This is a genomic window from Streptococcus sp. F0441 (assembly GCF_000314775.2).
In the GTDB taxonomy this organism is placed as follows: Bacteria; Bacillota; Bacilli; order Lactobacillales; family Streptococcaceae; genus Streptococcus.
In genome coordinates, this window is the sequence record NZ_KB373321.1 from 19,423 (window position 1) to 36,592 (window position 17,170).

Sequence of the window (17,170 nt, forward strand, 5' to 3'; positions counted from 1 at the left end):
GTTTTAGAGCTGTGTTGTTTCGAATGGTTCCAAAAAAAGCTACTCATTTTTTGAGTAGCTTTTAACTATCCCCCCTACACATAACTCATCCCTTTGTAGAAAAGGAAAACGGCGAGTGCGACAAAAAGTAGGGTTGCTCCGATTCGCTGGCTGGTACTATACATCCTTCTCTCCCATTTGACTGGAAAAATGACTGCTAGAAAGGCACCGCCTACTGCGCCACCAATATGCCCTGCTAGGCTGATTCCTGGGATCAGAACACTTCCAATGATATTTATCACGAAAAGTGTCAGATAGGATTGCCCCAACTGCTGAATATAGGGGTTGCGAGTTGCGTAACGCAAGACGATAATCGCAGCAAATAGTCCGTAAAGAGAAGTGGAGGCCCCTGCTGCTACAACTTTCGGTGTGAAAGCAAAAACAAAGAGATTGCCCATCATTCCTGATAAGAGATAGAGAAAGAAGAACTGCTTAGAACCGAAAATCTCCTCCACTTGTCGTCCAAGAAAGTAGAGCGAAATCATATTGACAATGAAATGCTCCCATCCAATATGCACAAATATAGCCGAAAAAAGGCGCCAAATCTGCTCAGGGAACAGGCGAATTATTGGTCCATACATAGCTCCAAACTGAAGCAAGGTATCTGCTCGTTCAAAATTTAAACCTGTAAGAACCAACATCAAAAGAAATACCAATGCCGTTACTAGGAGGAAGAAACTAGTCACAGGATAGCGTTTATCAAAGATTTCCTTCATAGATTAGCACCTCCTGGACGGGAATATCATGGTCTTCCAAGTTAAACTCCTGAACCTGACAAGGATAGATTGTACTCAGGCTCTGCCCAACAAAATGTTCCAGATAGCGGTCGTAGTAGCCTCCACCATATCCAATCCGATAGCCCTCTGTTGTAAAAGCCAAGCCCGGAACATGAATTAAATCAATCTGAGAGGCATCCACCACTTCCATGTTCCCTTGCGGTTCCAGTAAGCCAAAGGAAGTTTTTACCAACTGCTGCGGATGATAGACCACAAACTCCATTCGCCCCTTGGGATAGGTTTTGGGTATCAGAACTTTTTTGCCATCCTTCAGCGCCTGCTCGATCAATTCTTGCGTTTGAAATTCATGAGGGAAGGAGAGATAGGTTGCGATGGTCTTGGCTTCTTGGTAAAAGGGGTGATTCAAAAATCGTTTTGTTAAAGCTCGATCCATAGCCTGTTTTTGTTCTTGAGATAAAGCCTTCATTTCTTGCAAGACTTGCTTGCGTAATTTCGATTTCATAGCTAAGCCCTCTACTCCGCCGCTTTCTTTTTGAGAAAACTAGAAACCGCCTCAACACCAATGGCTAGGGCTTCTTCCTTGGGACTCATCTGAGGATGATGAAGAGCATAAGGACTGTCGATACCTAGCCAAAACATAACCCCATCAACCTTTGAAAGAAGATAACCAAAGTCCTCACCAGTCATAGCAGGCTCGATATCAATCAACTCGATTCCTTCTTTCTCTTCAAAGAATGTCATTAGTTCACGCGCCAAGGCTAGATTGTTCTCCACAGGCAGGTAGCCCCCTTGTTTGAGTTCCACTTCGACTTCCATATCAAAGGCTGCTGCAACACCTTCTGCGACTGTCTTGACTCTTTTTTGTACCAAAAGGCTCATGTCCTGAGTCAAGGCCCGAATGGTTCCATGTAAAAAAGCTGTGTCTGTGATGACATTATTGGTTGTTCCAGCTTGGAAAACGCCAAAAGTCACCACCGCCCCCTCGATTGGGTTGACATTGCGGCTGACAACTGACTGCACCTGGGTCACAAAGTAACTAGCAGCCACCAAGGCGTCATTGGCTTCATGCGGAAAAGCTGCGTGTCCTCCTTTTCCTTTGAAACGAATCTTCACCTCACAAGTCCCTGCAAAGAGCGTATGGGTATTGGTCGCAATCTGTCCAACCTTCAGATCCGGACGAACATGGAGGCCATAAAATTGGTCTGGCAACCAGTCCCCAAAAGCACCATCCTCATACATAAGCATCCCACCGGCTTCATTCTCCTCAGCAGGCTGAAATAGGAAGAGCAAATTATTCTTGGGTTGCTCCTCAAGAGCGCGTTCGAGACAGCCCAAGGCAATGGTCATATGAAAATCATGGCCACAGGCATGCATGCGACCTTGGTGCTGAGAAGCAAAAGGTAGACCTGTTTGTTCGACGATAGGCAAACCGTCAATGTCTGTCCGCCAACCAATGGTCCGCTCCGGCTGACTTCCCTGCAAATAAACCAAAATACCTGTCCGCCAAGTACGAACTTGAACAAATCCCTTGCCCGCTGTCAATTTCTCAATCACATCCAGCAAATAAGCCTGAGTCTCGAACTCCTCCAAGCCAATCTCTGGAATCTGGTGTAAATCTCGTCTAGTCTGAATCAAATCTAACATCTATCGATCCTCCTTTTGATAGAAGAAAGAGGCTGGAAAAAGGGTTCCGCCTCTTTTTTACTTTTGCAATTACAAGGTACGAAGCGCATCCTCAAGCGCTGTTTTTTGTTGGGTTTGGGCATCAATTTCTTTGATGATACGAGCCGGAACACCTGCTACAACCACATTTTCTGGAACATCTTGAGTAACGATAGCTCCTGCAGCGACAACTGAACCACTACCGATTTGGACTCCTTCAATAACCACTGCATTGGCACCGATAAGAACATTGTCTCCGACACGGACTGGCTCAGCACTAGCTGGCTCAATCACACCTGCCAAAACTGCACCTGCACCAACGTGACTATTTTTCCCAACGATGGCACGGCCACCAAGGATAGCCCCCATGTCAATCATGGTTCCTGCACCAATTTCAGCACCGATATTGATAACAGCTCCCATCATGATAACAGCATTGTCACCAATTTCAACTTGGTCACGGATAATAGCACCTGGCTCAATACGAGCGTTAATCGCACGTTTATCTAGCAAAGGAACTGCAGAATTACGAGCATCTTGCTCAACAACATAGTCTTGATTTTCTACCAAACCTTCAAGAAGCGGAGCGACATCCTTCCAGTCTCCGAATAAAACATTTCCTAGTTTGACAACAGAGATTGGCACAGCAGTTGCGAGTTCTCCTTCAAAGGTTACTTTGACACTGGTTTTCTTTTCAGCATTGGCGATAAATTGGATAATTTCTTGAGCGTTCATTTTTGTAGCAGTCATAGGCGTCTCCTAGTTCATTTTAATGATACCTATTCTACCAAAAAAGACTTTAAATTTGAAGCCTCAACTATCAAATAAGCACCTTTACTTGGCTTGTTTTGCTTCTTCCACAGATAAGAAAATCATTGGAACGATAATCAACACCATAGCTAAGGCCAAAAAACCATCCATGACCAATCCCAGAAAAAGAACACTTAATAGGGCCGAAGAGAGGGGCTCGCTAGCGCTCACTACAGAGACGACTAGAGGAGAAACGAGAGAGACGGCCTTCATAGACAGGAAGAAGGCAAAAGCAGTACCAAGCACGGCAATCGTCAGGCAAATTAGCACACTTACCAGATCCACTTGAAAACTTATCCGATAAATAGGGTAAAGAAAATTACTAAAGAGTCCTGCCAGAATCATCCCCCAACCAACAGTGGGGACAAAACCATAGTGGCGGGCAAATCGTTGGGGCAGGATGACATTAAACATGACGCCTACTGCACTGAGCAGACCAGTCACTAGAGCCAAGGGTGTCATGGACAACTGGGACACATCCCCTTTTGTGGCCATCAAAAAAACACCTAGCATGGCAATCAAAACATAGAAAACAGCTGTAATTGAAGCCTTCTTCTGGTAGACAATGCGATTGTAAAACAAAATAAAAACGGGGCTGATAAATTGTAAAATAGTCGCCGTCGCCGCATTGGAATACTCAACACAAAGATAGAAGAAAAACTGCACAGAAAAAATACCTAGAATAGCATAGGCTAAAAAAGGTAGATAATTTTTCTTATCACGCCAGATATCCAACAAGCGGCTACGCAACTGAAAGGCAGATAACCCTAAAACCAAACTCCCCGCCACAAGCAACCGCATAGAGGTAATCCAACCTGACGATACTGGGTAATGAGTGAAAAAATACTCTCCTAAAATCCCGCAAATCCCCCAGATAAGACCCGAGAACAGTGAATACAAGGTTCCCTTAAAAATCTTCTTTTGATACTTATTCATTCCCTTATTGTAACACGAAATAGAAAAAGAAAAAAGTAGCTAAGAGAAGAAAAATTACCTCTTGCTACTTTTTTTATTATCGATTAAATAGACGGGAACGACCCGACGAACCACTTTGAGTGTTGTTGTTCGAATTTGCCCCTGAGCTACTGCTTGAACTTGGAGGAGTTACTGCAGGAATGCTTCCTAGAATATTCTTCCAAGCATTCTGATAATCTGCATCGCTTCCTCCAATAGCGAAGCGGTAGGTGGTTACTGGCGCCCCTTCTTTAGTAGCCCAGTAACTTGTTACGGTAGAACCGGAAACGTTAACTTCTTTGCCATTAATTGAAACCTTGCCCGGTTTCTCCCCTGTCGACTTGAGAACTTGTGACTTGGTCACACTTGAGTCGAGATTAAAGCGCTCATTCCCCCAAATGCCAGGTTTTGCTTGTTGAATGGCATTAACCAAGTGAGCCATATAGTTGGCATTGCGGTAGTGGCCTGCTCCTTTAGCTAGTGGGCGGTTGTCATCGTGACCTAGCCAGCCACCCAAGGTCAAGCGAGGCGTAGAAAGCATAAGCCACATGTTTTCATCTTCATTGGTTGTACCAGTTTTTCCAATCCAGTCGGCGCTAGCGAGGCTTGGATTGATGGTAGCCAAGTCTGTCTGGAAACTTGAGGTAATCCGAGATGAAATAACATCGCGAAGCAAATTTTGCATGATGGTCGCTGTCGCTTTTGAGTAAACTTGGACAGGTTTATCTTTATGTTCATAAACCACTCGACCATCTGTTGACTCGATCTTCGCAATCATATGTTTCTTATGGTAAACTCCGTTGTTGGCCAAAGTCTGATATCCGTTAGTATGCTGAGCAACTGTAACGTCAATTCCTCCGCCCATCGGTAAACTCTCAATACCATATTCTGGGATTTCGTAACCCATTTTTTCCATATAGCCTTTAACATCAACACCCTTCTCTCGAAGTGTACGATAAGTCCAGTAGGCTGGGATATTCCATGAGTAGTTAAGGGCCTCCCCTAACGTCATCATGCCCGTACCAGGACTATTGACATACATGATAGGATTGCCGTTTGAAAAGTTGGTTGGATAGTTTGATAAGATACTTGCACTTCCCATCAGACCTTGGTCAATGGCAATACTGTAAGTCAATATCGGCTTAGTAGTCGAAGCAGGAGAACGTTTTGTGTCGATAGCGTGGTTATTCTGATTTTTTTGATAATTGCGACCACCGACAAACCCAAGAATAGCTCCCGTTTGGTTGTCCATGAGGACATTCCCCACCTCAGGCTGGCCTGTCGAATCATCTAGCAGATAGCCGTAGGTTGCCACCGCATTTTGCATCGCAGCATGAACATTTTTATTAATAGTCGTCGTAATCTTATATCCACCATTTTCAATTTCCTTAGTCGCTAAATCACGATAAGCTTTCTGGATGGATTCATTCTTTTGCTCTTGTACAGAAACATTATCTCTCTGAATCAGATAGTCATACATCCGATCAGTAGCTTCTGCCAAGGTTGCGAAGTAGAGATAGTCACGCGAAGTACCACTGACACTACCAGATGGTAAGAAGTCTTTCTTAAAATCATAATCCTTGTACTTGTCGTAATCTTCCTGACTTAGAGCCCCTGTCCGGTACATATTATAGAGAACATCTCTAGCCCGTTTGACCCCCAGAGCCAAATCCTCCTCGCTCTTCATACTACCGTCAGATTCATAAGGGGAGTAACTAATTGGGCTCTGTGGCAATCCTGCGATAAAGGCTGCTTGAGGGACCGTTAAATCCGAAGCCTTAACCCCAAAGATCCCTTCTGCGGCCTGTTGGGCACCTGCAATATTTTGGCCTTTATGATTGCGACCAAAAGGAGCAATGTTGAGGTAGGTTGTTAAAATCTCATCCTTACCCATAGCCCGCTCTAAAGCTAAAGCATCAATAATCTCTTTGGCCTTACGAGCTAGAGTGGGAGCGTCCCCCACCACTTGTTGCTTGATAACCTGCTGGGTCAAGGTCGAACCACCACTGGACGACCCTAGACCGACAAAGGTTCCCAAGGTCGCACGAATAACGGCCTTAGGCACGACTCCCTTGTGCTCGTTGAAATTCTCGTCCTCTGTCGCAATGATAGCCTTTTTAAGATTATCCGAAATAGCACCTGAAGCGACTGAAGTGCGCAACAAATCACCCTCAATCGAAGCAATGGTACTGCCGTCAGAATAAGTGATTTCTGAGATAGAGGCAATATCCTTCACTTGCTTGACCAACTCTTCTGCTTGAGGGACTTGGACCTTGTCGAATAGAGCAACCCCATAACCCATGGCCACACCCGCTCCCAAAAGACCTCCGATAAAGGCTAGGATAAAAAGAGTGTTGAAAGTCACTTTAAAAGCACTCAAAATCTTAGCGAAAATAGTCCCTACCCTTTTGACTCTGTCAGAAGAGGCTACTTTCTTATCAGTCTTTTTACTTGCTTGCTTTTTCTTCCATTTAGCAGTTAGCTGCTGGAAAAAATGCTGCATTTTTGTTTTTAATTCATCAATTCTTTCTTTCATGAATGTCCTCACTTTCTCTATTATACCATAAAAGGGAAACTTTCAATAAAATAGCCACTTTCTTCCCTATTCTACTAGGCTATTGCCCAAGTTTGTGATACAATAGGTAGAAACAATATTTTAAAAAGGAGAAAAGACATATGCACATTTTTGATGAGCTAAAAGAGCGTGGTTTGATTTTTCAAACGACTGATGAAGAAGCTTTGCGTAAAGCCCTAGAAGAAGGTCAAGTTTCTTATTATACTGGCTACGACCCAACTGCTGACAGCCTTCACCTAGGTCACCTTGTCGCAATCTTGACCAGTCGTCGTTTGCAATTAGCAGGTCACAAACCTTATGCGCTCGTTGGCGGTGCTACAGGTCTCATCGGAGATCCGTCCTTCAAAGATGCTGAACGTAGTCTCCAAACAAAAGACACAGTAGATGGCTGGGTCAAGTCTATCCAAGGACAACTTTCTCGTTTTCTTGACTTTGAAAATGGCGAAAACAAGGCTGTCATGGTCAACAACTACGACTGGTTTGGCAGCATCAGCTTCATTGACTTCCTCCGTGACGTCGGAAAATACTTCACTGTCAACTACATGATGAGTAAGGAGTCTGTAAAAAAACGGATCGAGACAGGGATTTCTTACACTGAGTTTGCTTACCAAATCATGCAAGGTTACGACTTCTTTGTCCTTAACCAAGAGCACAACGTAACCCTACAAATCGGTGGTTCTGACCAGTGGGGAAATATGACAGCTGGTACCGAATTGCTTCGTCGTAAGGCTGACAAGACTGGTCACGTGATCACTGTTCCACTCATCACAGACGCAACTGGTAAGAAATTTGGTAAATCAGAAGGAAACGCAGTTTGGCTTAACCCTGAAAAGACTTCTCCATACGAAATGTACCAATTCTGGATGAATGTCATGGATGCCGACGCTGTTCGTTTCTTAAAAATCTTTACCTTCTTGTCACTGGATGAAATTGAAGACATCCGCAAAGAGTTTGAAGCGGCTCCACACGAACGCTTGGCACAAAAAGTCCTCGCTCGTGAAGTCGTGACTCTTGTTCACGGAGAAGAAGCTTACAAAGAAGCCCTTAACATCACTGAGCAACTCTTTGCAGGAAACATCAAAAACCTTTCTGTCAAAGAACTCAAACAAGGACTTCGTGGAGTGCCAAACTACCAAGTTCAAGCAGACGAAAACCACAACATCGTGGAAATCCTCGTATCTTCTGGTGTGGTTAACTCAAAACGCCAAGCCCGTGAAGATGTTCAAAACGGAGCTATCTACGTCAACGGCGACCGCATCCAAGACCTTGACTATGTCTTGGGGGATAGCGACAAGTTAGAGAACGAACTGACTGTTATCCGCCGTGGGAAGAAAAAATACTTTGTATTGACTTACTAAATTGTTCAACATTTACCTATAAACAAAGGAGTTAACCTCGAGAAAGGTAACTCCTTTTTGCTGTGAATAGTCCCCACCTATCCCTTAATAGACAGGCTACGCAGTACAATGCGTAAGGTTGTTAGATTATGTAAGATAGAGAGATTTGAAGGACTGAGCCAGTTAAACAAGCCAAAGCCAATCAAACTACTATTTACGACAACGGTATCTTGAATATTCTTCTTAATGAGTGTTTGCAAAGATGATGATAGCGAATCCAACTCTTGGAAGAAATCCAAACGATTATCTAACAATAAGATATCACTCATCTGCTTAGAAATATCTGCACTCTCATTCATCACCACACCGATATCTGATAGGGTTAGAGCCGCTGAGTCATTCAATCCATCTCCAACCATCAAAATAGTGTGACCTGCTTTCTGCAGTTCCTCTACTAACTCAAATTTCCCATCAGGTTTCAAGTCTGTATATACCTGATCAAAGGGCAAATCTTTGACTAATTCCTCTGTCCTAACCAAGGTGTCCCCTGTTGCCAGAATCAATTTTTTCCCCTGTGCCTTAAGTTTATCCAAGGCTGTTTTTGCTTCTTTTCTCAAAGGAGTATGAATGCAGAACATTCCAATCAATTCATTCTGATAAGCCAAGAATAAGAGATTGTAGTGACTCTTGTACTCTTCAATTAAAGCATTTTGTTCTGAACTGATATGAATCTGCTCATCCTGCATCAAGACATAATTCCCAATAAGAACTGGTTGGCCATCTATATGAGATTTGATCCCCTTGCTTGCGATATATTGGAGTTTCCCATGCATTTCCTCATGTTCAATCCCCTCTATCTCAGCTTGCTTGACGATGGCATTAGCAATAGGATGATAAATGTGTTCCTCAAGACAGGCACTGATTCTGAGAATATCTTCCTCACTATAGTCTCCAAAAGGTAACACCTTTTCAACTATCGGATAGCTAGTTGTGATTGTTCCCGTCTTATCAAACAAGAAAGTATCAACTTCCAGATATTTCTCCAAAACATCTCCATCCTTAATCACCATTTCACGGTTCAACCCCTCCTTGATAGCTGTCAAATAAGCTACAGGAGTAGAGATTTTCAAAGCGCAGGAGAAATCGACCAATAGGAAAGAAATAGCCTTAGAAAAAGAACCTGTCAATAGGTAAGTCAGTCCAGCCCCCAAGAAATTATATTTGACGACCTTGTCCGCCATTTTGATGAAATAGCGTTGTTTCGTTTTCTTGTTTTCTTCAGATTTCTTCATCAACTCAATCAGTTGTAAAACCCGGCTGTTCATCTGATTATCGGTTACACGAATGCGTAACTCTCCAGTTTCTAATACTGTATTTGCACAAACCAAATCAGACTCTCTTTTTTCAACTGGAAAACTCTCTCCCGTCAAGGAACTTTCGTTGACCATACCTAAACCTGAAACTACTTGTCCATCAAACAGAATTTCATTTCCTTGAGATAAGACCAAAACATCTCCTATTTGAACATCGGAACTCTTGATACTAACAACCGTATCGCCCTGTACTAGGAATACATCGCTCTCTTTTGCAAGAAGACTCTGTTCTAAATCTGTTGCAGTTTTTTTCAAGGACCACTGATCTAAATGATTCCCCAAATCAAGCATAAACATGATGTTGCTAGCAGTCTTGGATTGATTCATGAACAAGGACAATAAAATCGCCGAACAGTCCAAAACCTCCATCGTTAGTTCCTTACGCGCTAGGGTCTGATAAGCTTCTTTGACATACCCCAGAGCCTGATAACAAGTCCATATATAGCGAATAGGAGACGGTACAAGACTACGAAAAAGCACACGCTTAATCGCTGCACCTGAAACAATAGAATAGGCACTATCTTCTCTACGAATGGGAAGAGTCATCAACTCAGAAACTTTCCCTCTATCAATTCTTTTTAAAAAGGCTTCTGCATTATCTAATACAGAAAAGCCTTCTTTTATACGTAGAGTAAAGTGCTGTTGATCCATGTAAAACTGGATAGACTCAATTCCCTTTTCATCTCTCGCCAAGGAACGAAGATAGTCTTGAATATCCAAGGTGAGTGAAAAAGAAGATGATAGTCGGATATGTTGGTATCCTCTATGTAGCACTTTAAAAGACATATTATTCCCCTATCAGGCTATCTAATTGCTCTTCTTTTTTCTCTTGCTCATACAAATATTTAGCATCTTGCAAGACATCGTCTCCATGTTGCTTCACAACAGAAACAGACGCATCTAGCTCGTCCTTCAATTTGTAAGCCTTAGCCAAGGCTTTAGAATAACCTTTTTTAGCTTCCTTACTTGCTAAGATTTTCAAACCAAGAGTGCCAAATGCTACACCACCCAAAAAGAGTGATGATTTTTTCGCAACTTTTGCGACGGTCAATACTTCTTTTAACATACTTATTTCCTCCTTATCATTATTATATAGCAATTTAGATATAAAAGCAATTTCATTCTATAAATTGGAGAATTAATTTTATTTCTACTGAATCTCCCATCTACTTATTCCTAAGGTTGCTTTCATCTGCCTCTTTTGATACACTTAAACTATGAATACAAATCTCAAACCCAAACTTCAGCGTTTTGCGTCTGCGACTGCCTTTTCCTGTCCTATCTGTCAAGAAAATCTGGCTCTGGTGGAGACTAGTCTCAAATGCTTCAATCGTCATTCTTTTGATTTGGCGAAATTTGGCTATGTCAATCTGGCACCGCAAATCAAACAATCCACCAACTACGACAAGGAAAACTTCCAAAATCGCCAACAAATCCTAGAAGCTGGCTTTTATCAAGCTATTTTAGAAACCATCTCAGACCTGCTTACAAATTCTAAAACTAGCCAAACAATTTTAGATATCGGTTGTGGCGAAGGTTTCTACTCTCGCAAACTACAAGAAAGTCACTCTGACAAAACCTTTTATGCCTTCGACATCTCCAAAGATTCTGTCCAGATCGCTGCTAAGAGTGAACCCAACTGGGCAGTCAATTGGTTTGTCGGTGATCTGGCTCGTCTTCCTATAAAAGATGCCAGTATGGATATCCTGCTTGATATCTTTTCGCCTGCCAACTATGGAGAATTTCGCCGCGTTTTATCCAAAGACGGTATCTTGATCAAGGTCATCCCAACCGAGAATCACCTCAAAGAAATCCGCCAAATGGTGCAAGACCAGTTGACAAAGAAGGACTATTCCAACCAAGATATCAAAAATCATTTCCAAGAACACTTTACCATCCTATCTAGCAAAACTGCCTCTCTGACTAAGGCAATCACAGCAGAGCAGCTCCAAGCCCTACTCAGCATGACACCTCTACTTTTTCATGTCGATCAAAGCAAGATTGATTGGAGCAACTTGACAGAGATTACCATTGAAGCAGAGATTCTGGTTGGGAAAGCACTGTAAATTAGTTTAAATATGAAAAAACGCACCTTAAATAGATGCGTTTTGTTTTACAATCTGATGTAATGAATCTTAGTTCAAGTGCCAGATATCTTCGTTGTACTGTGCAATTGTACGGTCAGATGAGAAGAATCCTGCTTTGGCAATGTTGACGATGACTTTATCCAACCATGCGTCACGGTTTTCGTAGTCAGCAAGCATTTGCTCTTTCACCTTGATGTAGTCTTCCAAGTCAAGGAGAGTCATGAACCAGTCTTTGTTGATCAATTCGTTGTGAAGACGTTCCAAGCGTTCTTTCTTACCTACTGCAAGAACAGCGTCGCTGACGATGAAGTCAACCAATGGTTTGATGGCTTTGCGTGCGTAGAATTCGCTTGATTTGTATGCTGCTTTTGCGTAAAGGTCAATAACAGTTTCTGAATCTTCTCCAAAGATATAGATGTTGTCGTCGCCAACCAACTCAGCGATTTCCACGTTAGCTCCGTCCATAGTACCAAGAGTCAAAGCTCCGTTCAACATGAATTTCATGTTACCAGTACCTGAAGCTTCTTTAGAAGCAAGTGAGATTTGTTCAGAAATGTCACATGCTGGGATCAAGAAGCTTGCTGCAGTAACGTTATAGTTTTCAACCATTACGACTTGCAAGTGTGGAGCTACTTCTGGATCATTTGCAATCACTTCTGACAAGCAAAGGATCAAGTGAATGATGTCTTGGGCAATTGTGTAGGCAGGAGCTGCTTTACCACCAAAGAAGACTGTGATTGGGCGAGCAGGGATGTTGCCAGCCTTGATATCAAGGTATTTGTGGATGACATACAAAGCGTTCATTTGTTGGCGTTTGTACTCGTGAAGACGTTTGATTTGGATATCAAAGATAGAGTTTGTATTGATTTCCACACCTTGGTGATCTTTCAAGTGACGAGCCAATTTACGTTTGTTGTGAGCCTTGATGCTTTCCAATTTTTCTTTGACAGCTGCTTTGTCTTCGTAAGACAAGAGTTTTTCAAGCTCATCTGCTTCATGGTGCCATCCCTCTCCAATAATCTCATCCAAGTAGTGAGATAGTCTTGGGTTGGCATGCATGAGCCAACGACGGAATGTGATACCGTTTGTTTTGTTGTTGAATTTTTCTGGGTAGATGTCGTAGAAAGCTTTCAACTCTGAGTTCTTCAAGATCTCAGTGTGGAGTGCTGCTACCCCGTTAACACTGTATCCGTAGTGGATATCCATGTGAGCCATGTGTACACGGTCGTTTTCATCAATGATTTGAACAGCTGGGTCTTTGTATTCTGCTTTCACACGACGGTCCAATTCTTTGATGATTGGTACCAAGTGAGGAACCACTTCTTGCAAGAATTCAAGAGGCCATTTTTCAAGCGCTTCAGCAAGGATTGTGTGGTTAGTGTAGGCAGTCATGCTACGAACGATTGAGATTGCTTCATCAAGTTCGATACCACGTGCAGTCAAAAGACGGATCAATTCAGGAATCACCATTGATGGGTGAGTATCGTTGATTTGTACAACTGCATAGTCCGCAAGGTCATGCAAGTTGCTTCCTTTTTCGATTGCTTCGTCGATGATCAATTGTGCACCGTTTGAAACCATGAAGTATTGTTGGAAGATACGGAGCAATTCACCTTGCTTGTCGCTGTCGTCTGGGTAAAGGAAGAGTGTCAAGTTGCGAGCGATATCTGTCTTGTCAAAGTTGATACCATCTTCGATGATAGAAGAATCAACTGAATCCAAGTCAAACAAACGCAAGCGGTTTTTAGTAGCTGTCTTGTAACCAGGTACATCGATATCGTAAAGAGTAGATGTCAATGTGAAGTGTGCGAATGGCACTTGGTAGCTACGGCTTGAGCGAACCAACCAGTTTTGCTCTGTCAACCAAGCATTTGGAATTGTTTCTTGTTGGTTATTTTTAAGAACTTGTTGGAAAAGACCGAAGTGGTAGTTCAAACCAACACCGTCACCATTCAAACCAAGTGTAGCGATTGAGTCGATAAAGCAGGCAGCCAAACGTCCCAAACCACCGTTACCAAGTGATGGTTCCAATTCTACTTCTTCGATTTCGATTAACTCTTTACCTGCAGCTGCAAGTTCTTTTTTCACATCGTCATAAAGACCAAGGTTAATCAAGTTGTTTGATAAGAGTTTACCAATCAAGAACTCAGCTGAGATGTAGTAAACTTTTTTCTTACCAGTGTTGACTGGTTTTTGACTGCTAGCAAGCTTGCTGTAGTTGAGAAGAGCAAGATAAAGATCTTTATTGCTACATTCTGCAATAGTTTTATTGTAACGCTTTTGTACAAATTCTTTTAATGGTAACATTTTTGTGTCTCCTGATATTGTCTTATTTCTTTAATTCTACCAAATTTTCATTAATTCGGCGATAAATTGTAGTCAAGTCAAGCAAAGTTTCTTCAACAGCTGGTGTGAGTTGGTCTGCTGTCATACGCCATGACCAGTTTCCACCAAGAGTAGATGGGTAGTTCATGCGAGCTGCCTCATCTAGTTCTAGCAAATCTTGCATCGTTGCAATGGCCATGAAGCTAACGGATGAAAAGACTGTGCGAAGCATTGCGTGTGGCACTGTCTCGTACTCTTTACGGTTGGTGTAACGCGCCATATACTCACGAGTTGGATCGTCGATCTCATTACGGTACCAACCAAGGACTGTATTGTTATCGTGTGTTCCTGTGTACATAACAGAGTTGGCAGGTGCTAAGTGTGGGCTATCGATACTTTCGTCTTCTGGGTTGAAGGCAAATTGAAGAATCTTCATCCCTGGGAAGCCAGTGCGTTCACGCAACTCGATGACTTCATCTGTCATGAAACCAAGGTCTTCCGCGATGATGTTTAGCTCACCAAGCTCTTCCTTAACGGCTGCAAAAAGCTTGTAGCCAGGACCTTTCACCCATTTACCAGGTGCTGCTGTATCGGAACCAGCAGGAATTTCCCAGTAAGATTCGAAACCACGGAAGTGGTCGATACGAACGATATCGTAGATTTTGAAGCTTTCGCGCAAGCGTTCAATCCACCATTTATAACCGTCTTTGTCCATTGCTTCCCAGTCGTAGATTGGGTTCCCCCAAAGCTGACCAGTGGCAGAAAACTCATCTGGTGGGCATCCTGCGATGCAAGTTGCTTTACCAGTGGCATCTGTCTTGAAGAGATGTGGATTTGCCCACATGTCGCTTGAATCTTCCGCTACGTAGATTGGCATGTCTCCAACAATTTCGATGTGGTTGTCATTAGCGTAGGCTTTCAATTTCAACCATTGTTGGAAGAAGAAGTATTGAGTCACACGGTGGTAAACCAACTTGTCTGCCAATTTCTCACGGTAGCTTTCAAGAGCTGAAGCTTTACGAGCACGAGCATCTGCATCTGGCCATTCTGTCCAAGCAAGATTGTCAAAATGCTCTTTAATCGCCATATATTCTGCGAAGAGTTCAAGCCATGATTGGTTGTCTTGAGCAAACTTCTCAAAAGCTTTGACATCTCCCACTTCCAAGAAACGTTTAACTGCTTTTTCTAAAAGCGGACGACGTGCGTAATAAATCTTCGCATAGTCGACTTCTGATGCATCACTACCAAAGTCAACACCTTCAAGGTCACTAGCTTCGAGCAAGCCTTGCTCTACTAAGATATCAAGGTCGATAAAATGCGTATTTCCAGCAAAGGCTGAGAATGATTGGTATGGAGAATCTCCATAGCTTGTTGTCCCAAGAGGGAGGATTTGCCAGTAACGTTGCTTGGTACGAACCAAGAAGTCAACGAAATCATAGGCAGTCTGACCAAATGATCCAATCCCGTATGCTCCTGGTAGAGAAGAGATGTGCATCAACACACCACTTTGACGTTTTTTCATAATAGCACCTCATGTGTTTGTTATAAAACGTTGCGCAATCAAGGCGCAAACGTTTGCGTTAAGTTAAGTATAGCGTATTTCAAAGACAAATGCAAGCGTTTTTAAAATTTTTTTTGAATTATTTTTATCTAACTAAAACTTATTCCCACTGATATTTTATGAAATAAGCGAAAAAATTTTAAAGATTTTCTGATTTAAGATAATTCATTCCCAATATCTGCTCTATTTTCTGAAAAACCGAGCCGAATTTACGCAATCGTTTTCCTAATATATTTTCAATTCAAGAGAAAGAAAGATTTAAAGTTTTTTCCTATATAAGAGCATTGACAAATGTTTGAAACCTTAAAATTTTTTTAAAAAACTTTTTAAAAACGCTTGCAACCGTTTTCTATTTGTGCTATACTAAGCTCATAAAAGAAAACGTTTGCGTTTTCTAAATAAATTATACTGTTATTCTTTAGGAGGAATACACTATGTCATCTAAATTCATGAAGAGCGCTGCTGTGCTCGGAACTGCTACTCTCGCTAGCTTGCTCTTGGTGGCTTGCGGAAGCAAAACTGCTGACAAAGCAGCTGATACTAGCTCTTCAGAAGCGAAAGAAATCACTTTCTACGTTGAAGACCAATATAAAGCCTTTGCTGAATCAGCTGCAAAAGCTTATGAAAAAGAATCTGGCGTAAAAGTTACCATCAAAACAGGAGACCAAATGGGTGGTCTTGATAACCTTTCTCTAGACAACCAATCTGGTAAAGCTCCTGATGTTATGATGGCTCCATACGACCGTGTAGGTAGCCTTGGTACTGACGGACAACTTTCAGAAGTAACTCTTAGTGATGGTGCGAAGACAGACGATAAAACAAAATCACTTGTAACTGTTGGTGGTAAAGTCTATGGTGCTCCAGCTGTCATCGAATCACTCGTTTTGTACTATAACAAAGATTTGCTTAAAGAAGCTCCTAAAACATTTGCTGATTTGGAAAACCTTGCTAAAGACAGCAAATACGCTTTCGCTGGTGAAGATGGCAAAACTACTGCCTTCCTAGCTGACTGGACAAACTTCTACTACGCTTACGGACTTCTTGCTGGTAATGGCGGTTATGTATTTGGCCAAAACGGTAAAGATCCTAAAGATATCGGACTTGCAAACGACGGAGCAATCAAAGGTATCGAATACGCTAAATCTTGGTACGAAAAATGGCCTAAAGGTATGCAAGATACTGAAGGAGCTCCAAACTTAATCCAAACTCAATTCCAAGAAGGTAAAACTGCTGCTATCATCGATGGTCCTTGGAAGGCTCAAGCATTCAAAGATGCTAAAGTAAACTACGGTGTTGCGACTATCCCAACTCTTCCAAACGGTAAAAACTATGAAACATTTGGTGGTGGTAAAGCTTGGGTTATCCCAGCAAGCACTAAGAACCTTGAAGGAGCTCAAAAATTTGTAGACTTCCTAGTTTCAACTGAACAACAAAAAGCATTCTACGATGTAACAAACGAAATCCCAGCTAATACTGAAGCTCGTACTTATGCTGAAGGCAAAAAAGATGAGTTGACAACAGCCGTGATTGAACAGTTCAAGAACGCTCAACCAATGCCAAACATCTCTCAAATGTCAGCTGTTTGGGACCCAGCTAAAACAATGCTCTTTGAAGCTGTAAGTGGTACGAAAGATGCGAAAACAGCTGCTAACGATGCTGTAACATTGATTAAGGACACAATCAAACAAAAATTTGGTGAATAATTGATTT

13 protein-coding genes are annotated in these 17,170 nt (G+C 42.3%); 3 read left to right on the forward strand and 10 right to left on the reverse strand.

Going from position 1 to position 17,170, the window contains the following annotated elements; translation table 11 throughout:
* Nucleotides 1-74: 74 nt before the first annotated feature.
* From HMPREF9188_RS00075 to pbp1b, 6 genes are all read right to left on the reverse strand, one after another.
* Entirely contained in the window at nucleotides 75-755 is a 681-nt protein-coding gene (locus tag HMPREF9188_RS00075; RefSeq protein ID WP_009729479.1) for a rhomboid family intramembrane serine protease, read from the reverse strand.
* The gene (locus tag HMPREF9188_RS00080; RefSeq protein WP_009729480.1) at nucleotides 739-1,278 is read right to left on the reverse strand and encodes a 5-formyltetrahydrofolate cyclo-ligase; all 540 of its coding nucleotides are present in this window, start codon (nucleotides 1,276-1,278) and stop codon (nucleotides 739-741) included. Before HMPREF9188_RS00080 ends, HMPREF9188_RS00075 begins: the two co-directional genes overlap by 17 nt.
* A gap of 11 nt (nucleotides 1,279-1,289) precedes the next feature.
* Nucleotides 1,290-2,420 (reverse strand): N-acetyldiaminopimelate deacetylase, encoded by a 1,131-nt coding sequence (locus HMPREF9188_RS00085; RefSeq protein WP_009729481.1) that lies wholly within the window; start codon nucleotides 2,418-2,420, stop codon nucleotides 1,290-1,292.
* A gap of 69 nt (nucleotides 2,421-2,489) precedes the next feature.
* The gene (gene dapD, locus HMPREF9188_RS00090; RefSeq protein ID WP_009729482.1) at nucleotides 2,490-3,188 is read right to left on the reverse strand and encodes a 2,3,4,5-tetrahydropyridine-2,6-dicarboxylate N-acetyltransferase; all 699 of its coding nucleotides are present in this window, start codon (nucleotides 3,186-3,188) and stop codon (nucleotides 2,490-2,492) included.
* Nucleotides 3,189-3,272: 84 nt separating this feature from the next.
* Entirely contained in the window at nucleotides 3,273-4,184 is a 912-nt protein-coding gene (locus tag HMPREF9188_RS00095; RefSeq protein ID WP_009729483.1) for a DMT family transporter, read from the reverse strand.
* Between the two features lie 76 nt (nucleotides 4,185-4,260).
* Nucleotides 4,261-6,738 (reverse strand): penicillin-binding protein PBP1B, encoded by a 2,478-nt coding sequence (gene pbp1b, locus HMPREF9188_RS00100; RefSeq protein WP_009729484.1) that lies wholly within the window; start codon nucleotides 6,736-6,738, stop codon nucleotides 4,261-4,263.
* 140 nt (nucleotides 6,739-6,878) lie between these two features.
* Between pbp1b and tyrS the strand changes: the two genes are divergently transcribed.
* Nucleotides 6,879-8,135: a tyrosine--tRNA ligase gene (gene tyrS / locus HMPREF9188_RS00105; RefSeq protein WP_009729485.1), complete on the forward strand. Its 1,257-nt coding sequence runs from the start codon at nucleotides 6,879-6,881 to the stop codon at nucleotides 8,133-8,135.
* Between the two features lie 77 nt (nucleotides 8,136-8,212).
* Here tyrS and HMPREF9188_RS00110 read toward each other — a convergent pair whose 3' ends face one another.
* The gene (locus HMPREF9188_RS00110; RefSeq protein ID WP_009729486.1) at nucleotides 8,213-10,273 is read right to left on the reverse strand and encodes a heavy metal translocating P-type ATPase; all 2,061 of its coding nucleotides are present in this window, start codon (nucleotides 10,271-10,273) and stop codon (nucleotides 8,213-8,215) included.
* Nucleotide 10,274: 1 nt separating this feature from the next.
* Nucleotides 10,275-10,553: a DUF6110 family protein gene (locus tag HMPREF9188_RS00115; protein WP_000910909.1), complete on the reverse strand. Its 279-nt coding sequence runs from the start codon at nucleotides 10,551-10,553 to the stop codon at nucleotides 10,275-10,277.
* A gap of 151 nt (nucleotides 10,554-10,704) precedes the next feature.
* Here HMPREF9188_RS00115 and HMPREF9188_RS00120 point away from each other — a divergent pair, with 151 nt between their 5' ends.
* The gene (locus HMPREF9188_RS00120; protein ID WP_009729487.1) at nucleotides 10,705-11,553 is read left to right on the forward strand and encodes a putative RNA methyltransferase; all 849 of its coding nucleotides are present in this window, start codon (nucleotides 10,705-10,707) and stop codon (nucleotides 11,551-11,553) included.
* Nucleotides 11,554-11,622: 69 nt separating this feature from the next.
* Here the strand turns inward: HMPREF9188_RS00120 and glgP are convergent, their stop codons facing one another.
* Nucleotides 11,623-13,881 carry a glycogen/starch/alpha-glucan family phosphorylase gene (gene glgP, locus HMPREF9188_RS00125; RefSeq protein ID WP_009729488.1) on the reverse strand — a complete coding sequence of 753 codons (2,259 nt, stop codon included), beginning with the start codon at nucleotides 13,879-13,881 and terminating at the stop codon, nucleotides 11,623-11,625.
* Between the two features lie 22 nt (nucleotides 13,882-13,903).
* The gene (gene malQ, locus HMPREF9188_RS00130) at nucleotides 13,904-15,421 is read right to left on the reverse strand and encodes a 4-alpha-glucanotransferase (protein WP_009729489.1); all 1,518 of its coding nucleotides are present in this window, start codon (nucleotides 15,419-15,421) and stop codon (nucleotides 13,904-13,906) included.
* 473 nt (nucleotides 15,422-15,894) lie between these two features.
* Here malQ and HMPREF9188_RS00135 point away from each other — a divergent pair, with 473 nt between their 5' ends.
* Nucleotides 15,895-17,163, forward strand: coding sequence for an extracellular solute-binding protein (locus HMPREF9188_RS00135; RefSeq protein ID WP_000095459.1), 1,269 nt, complete (start codon nucleotides 15,895-15,897; stop codon nucleotides 17,161-17,163).
* Nucleotides 17,164-17,170: the final 7 nt, after the last annotated feature.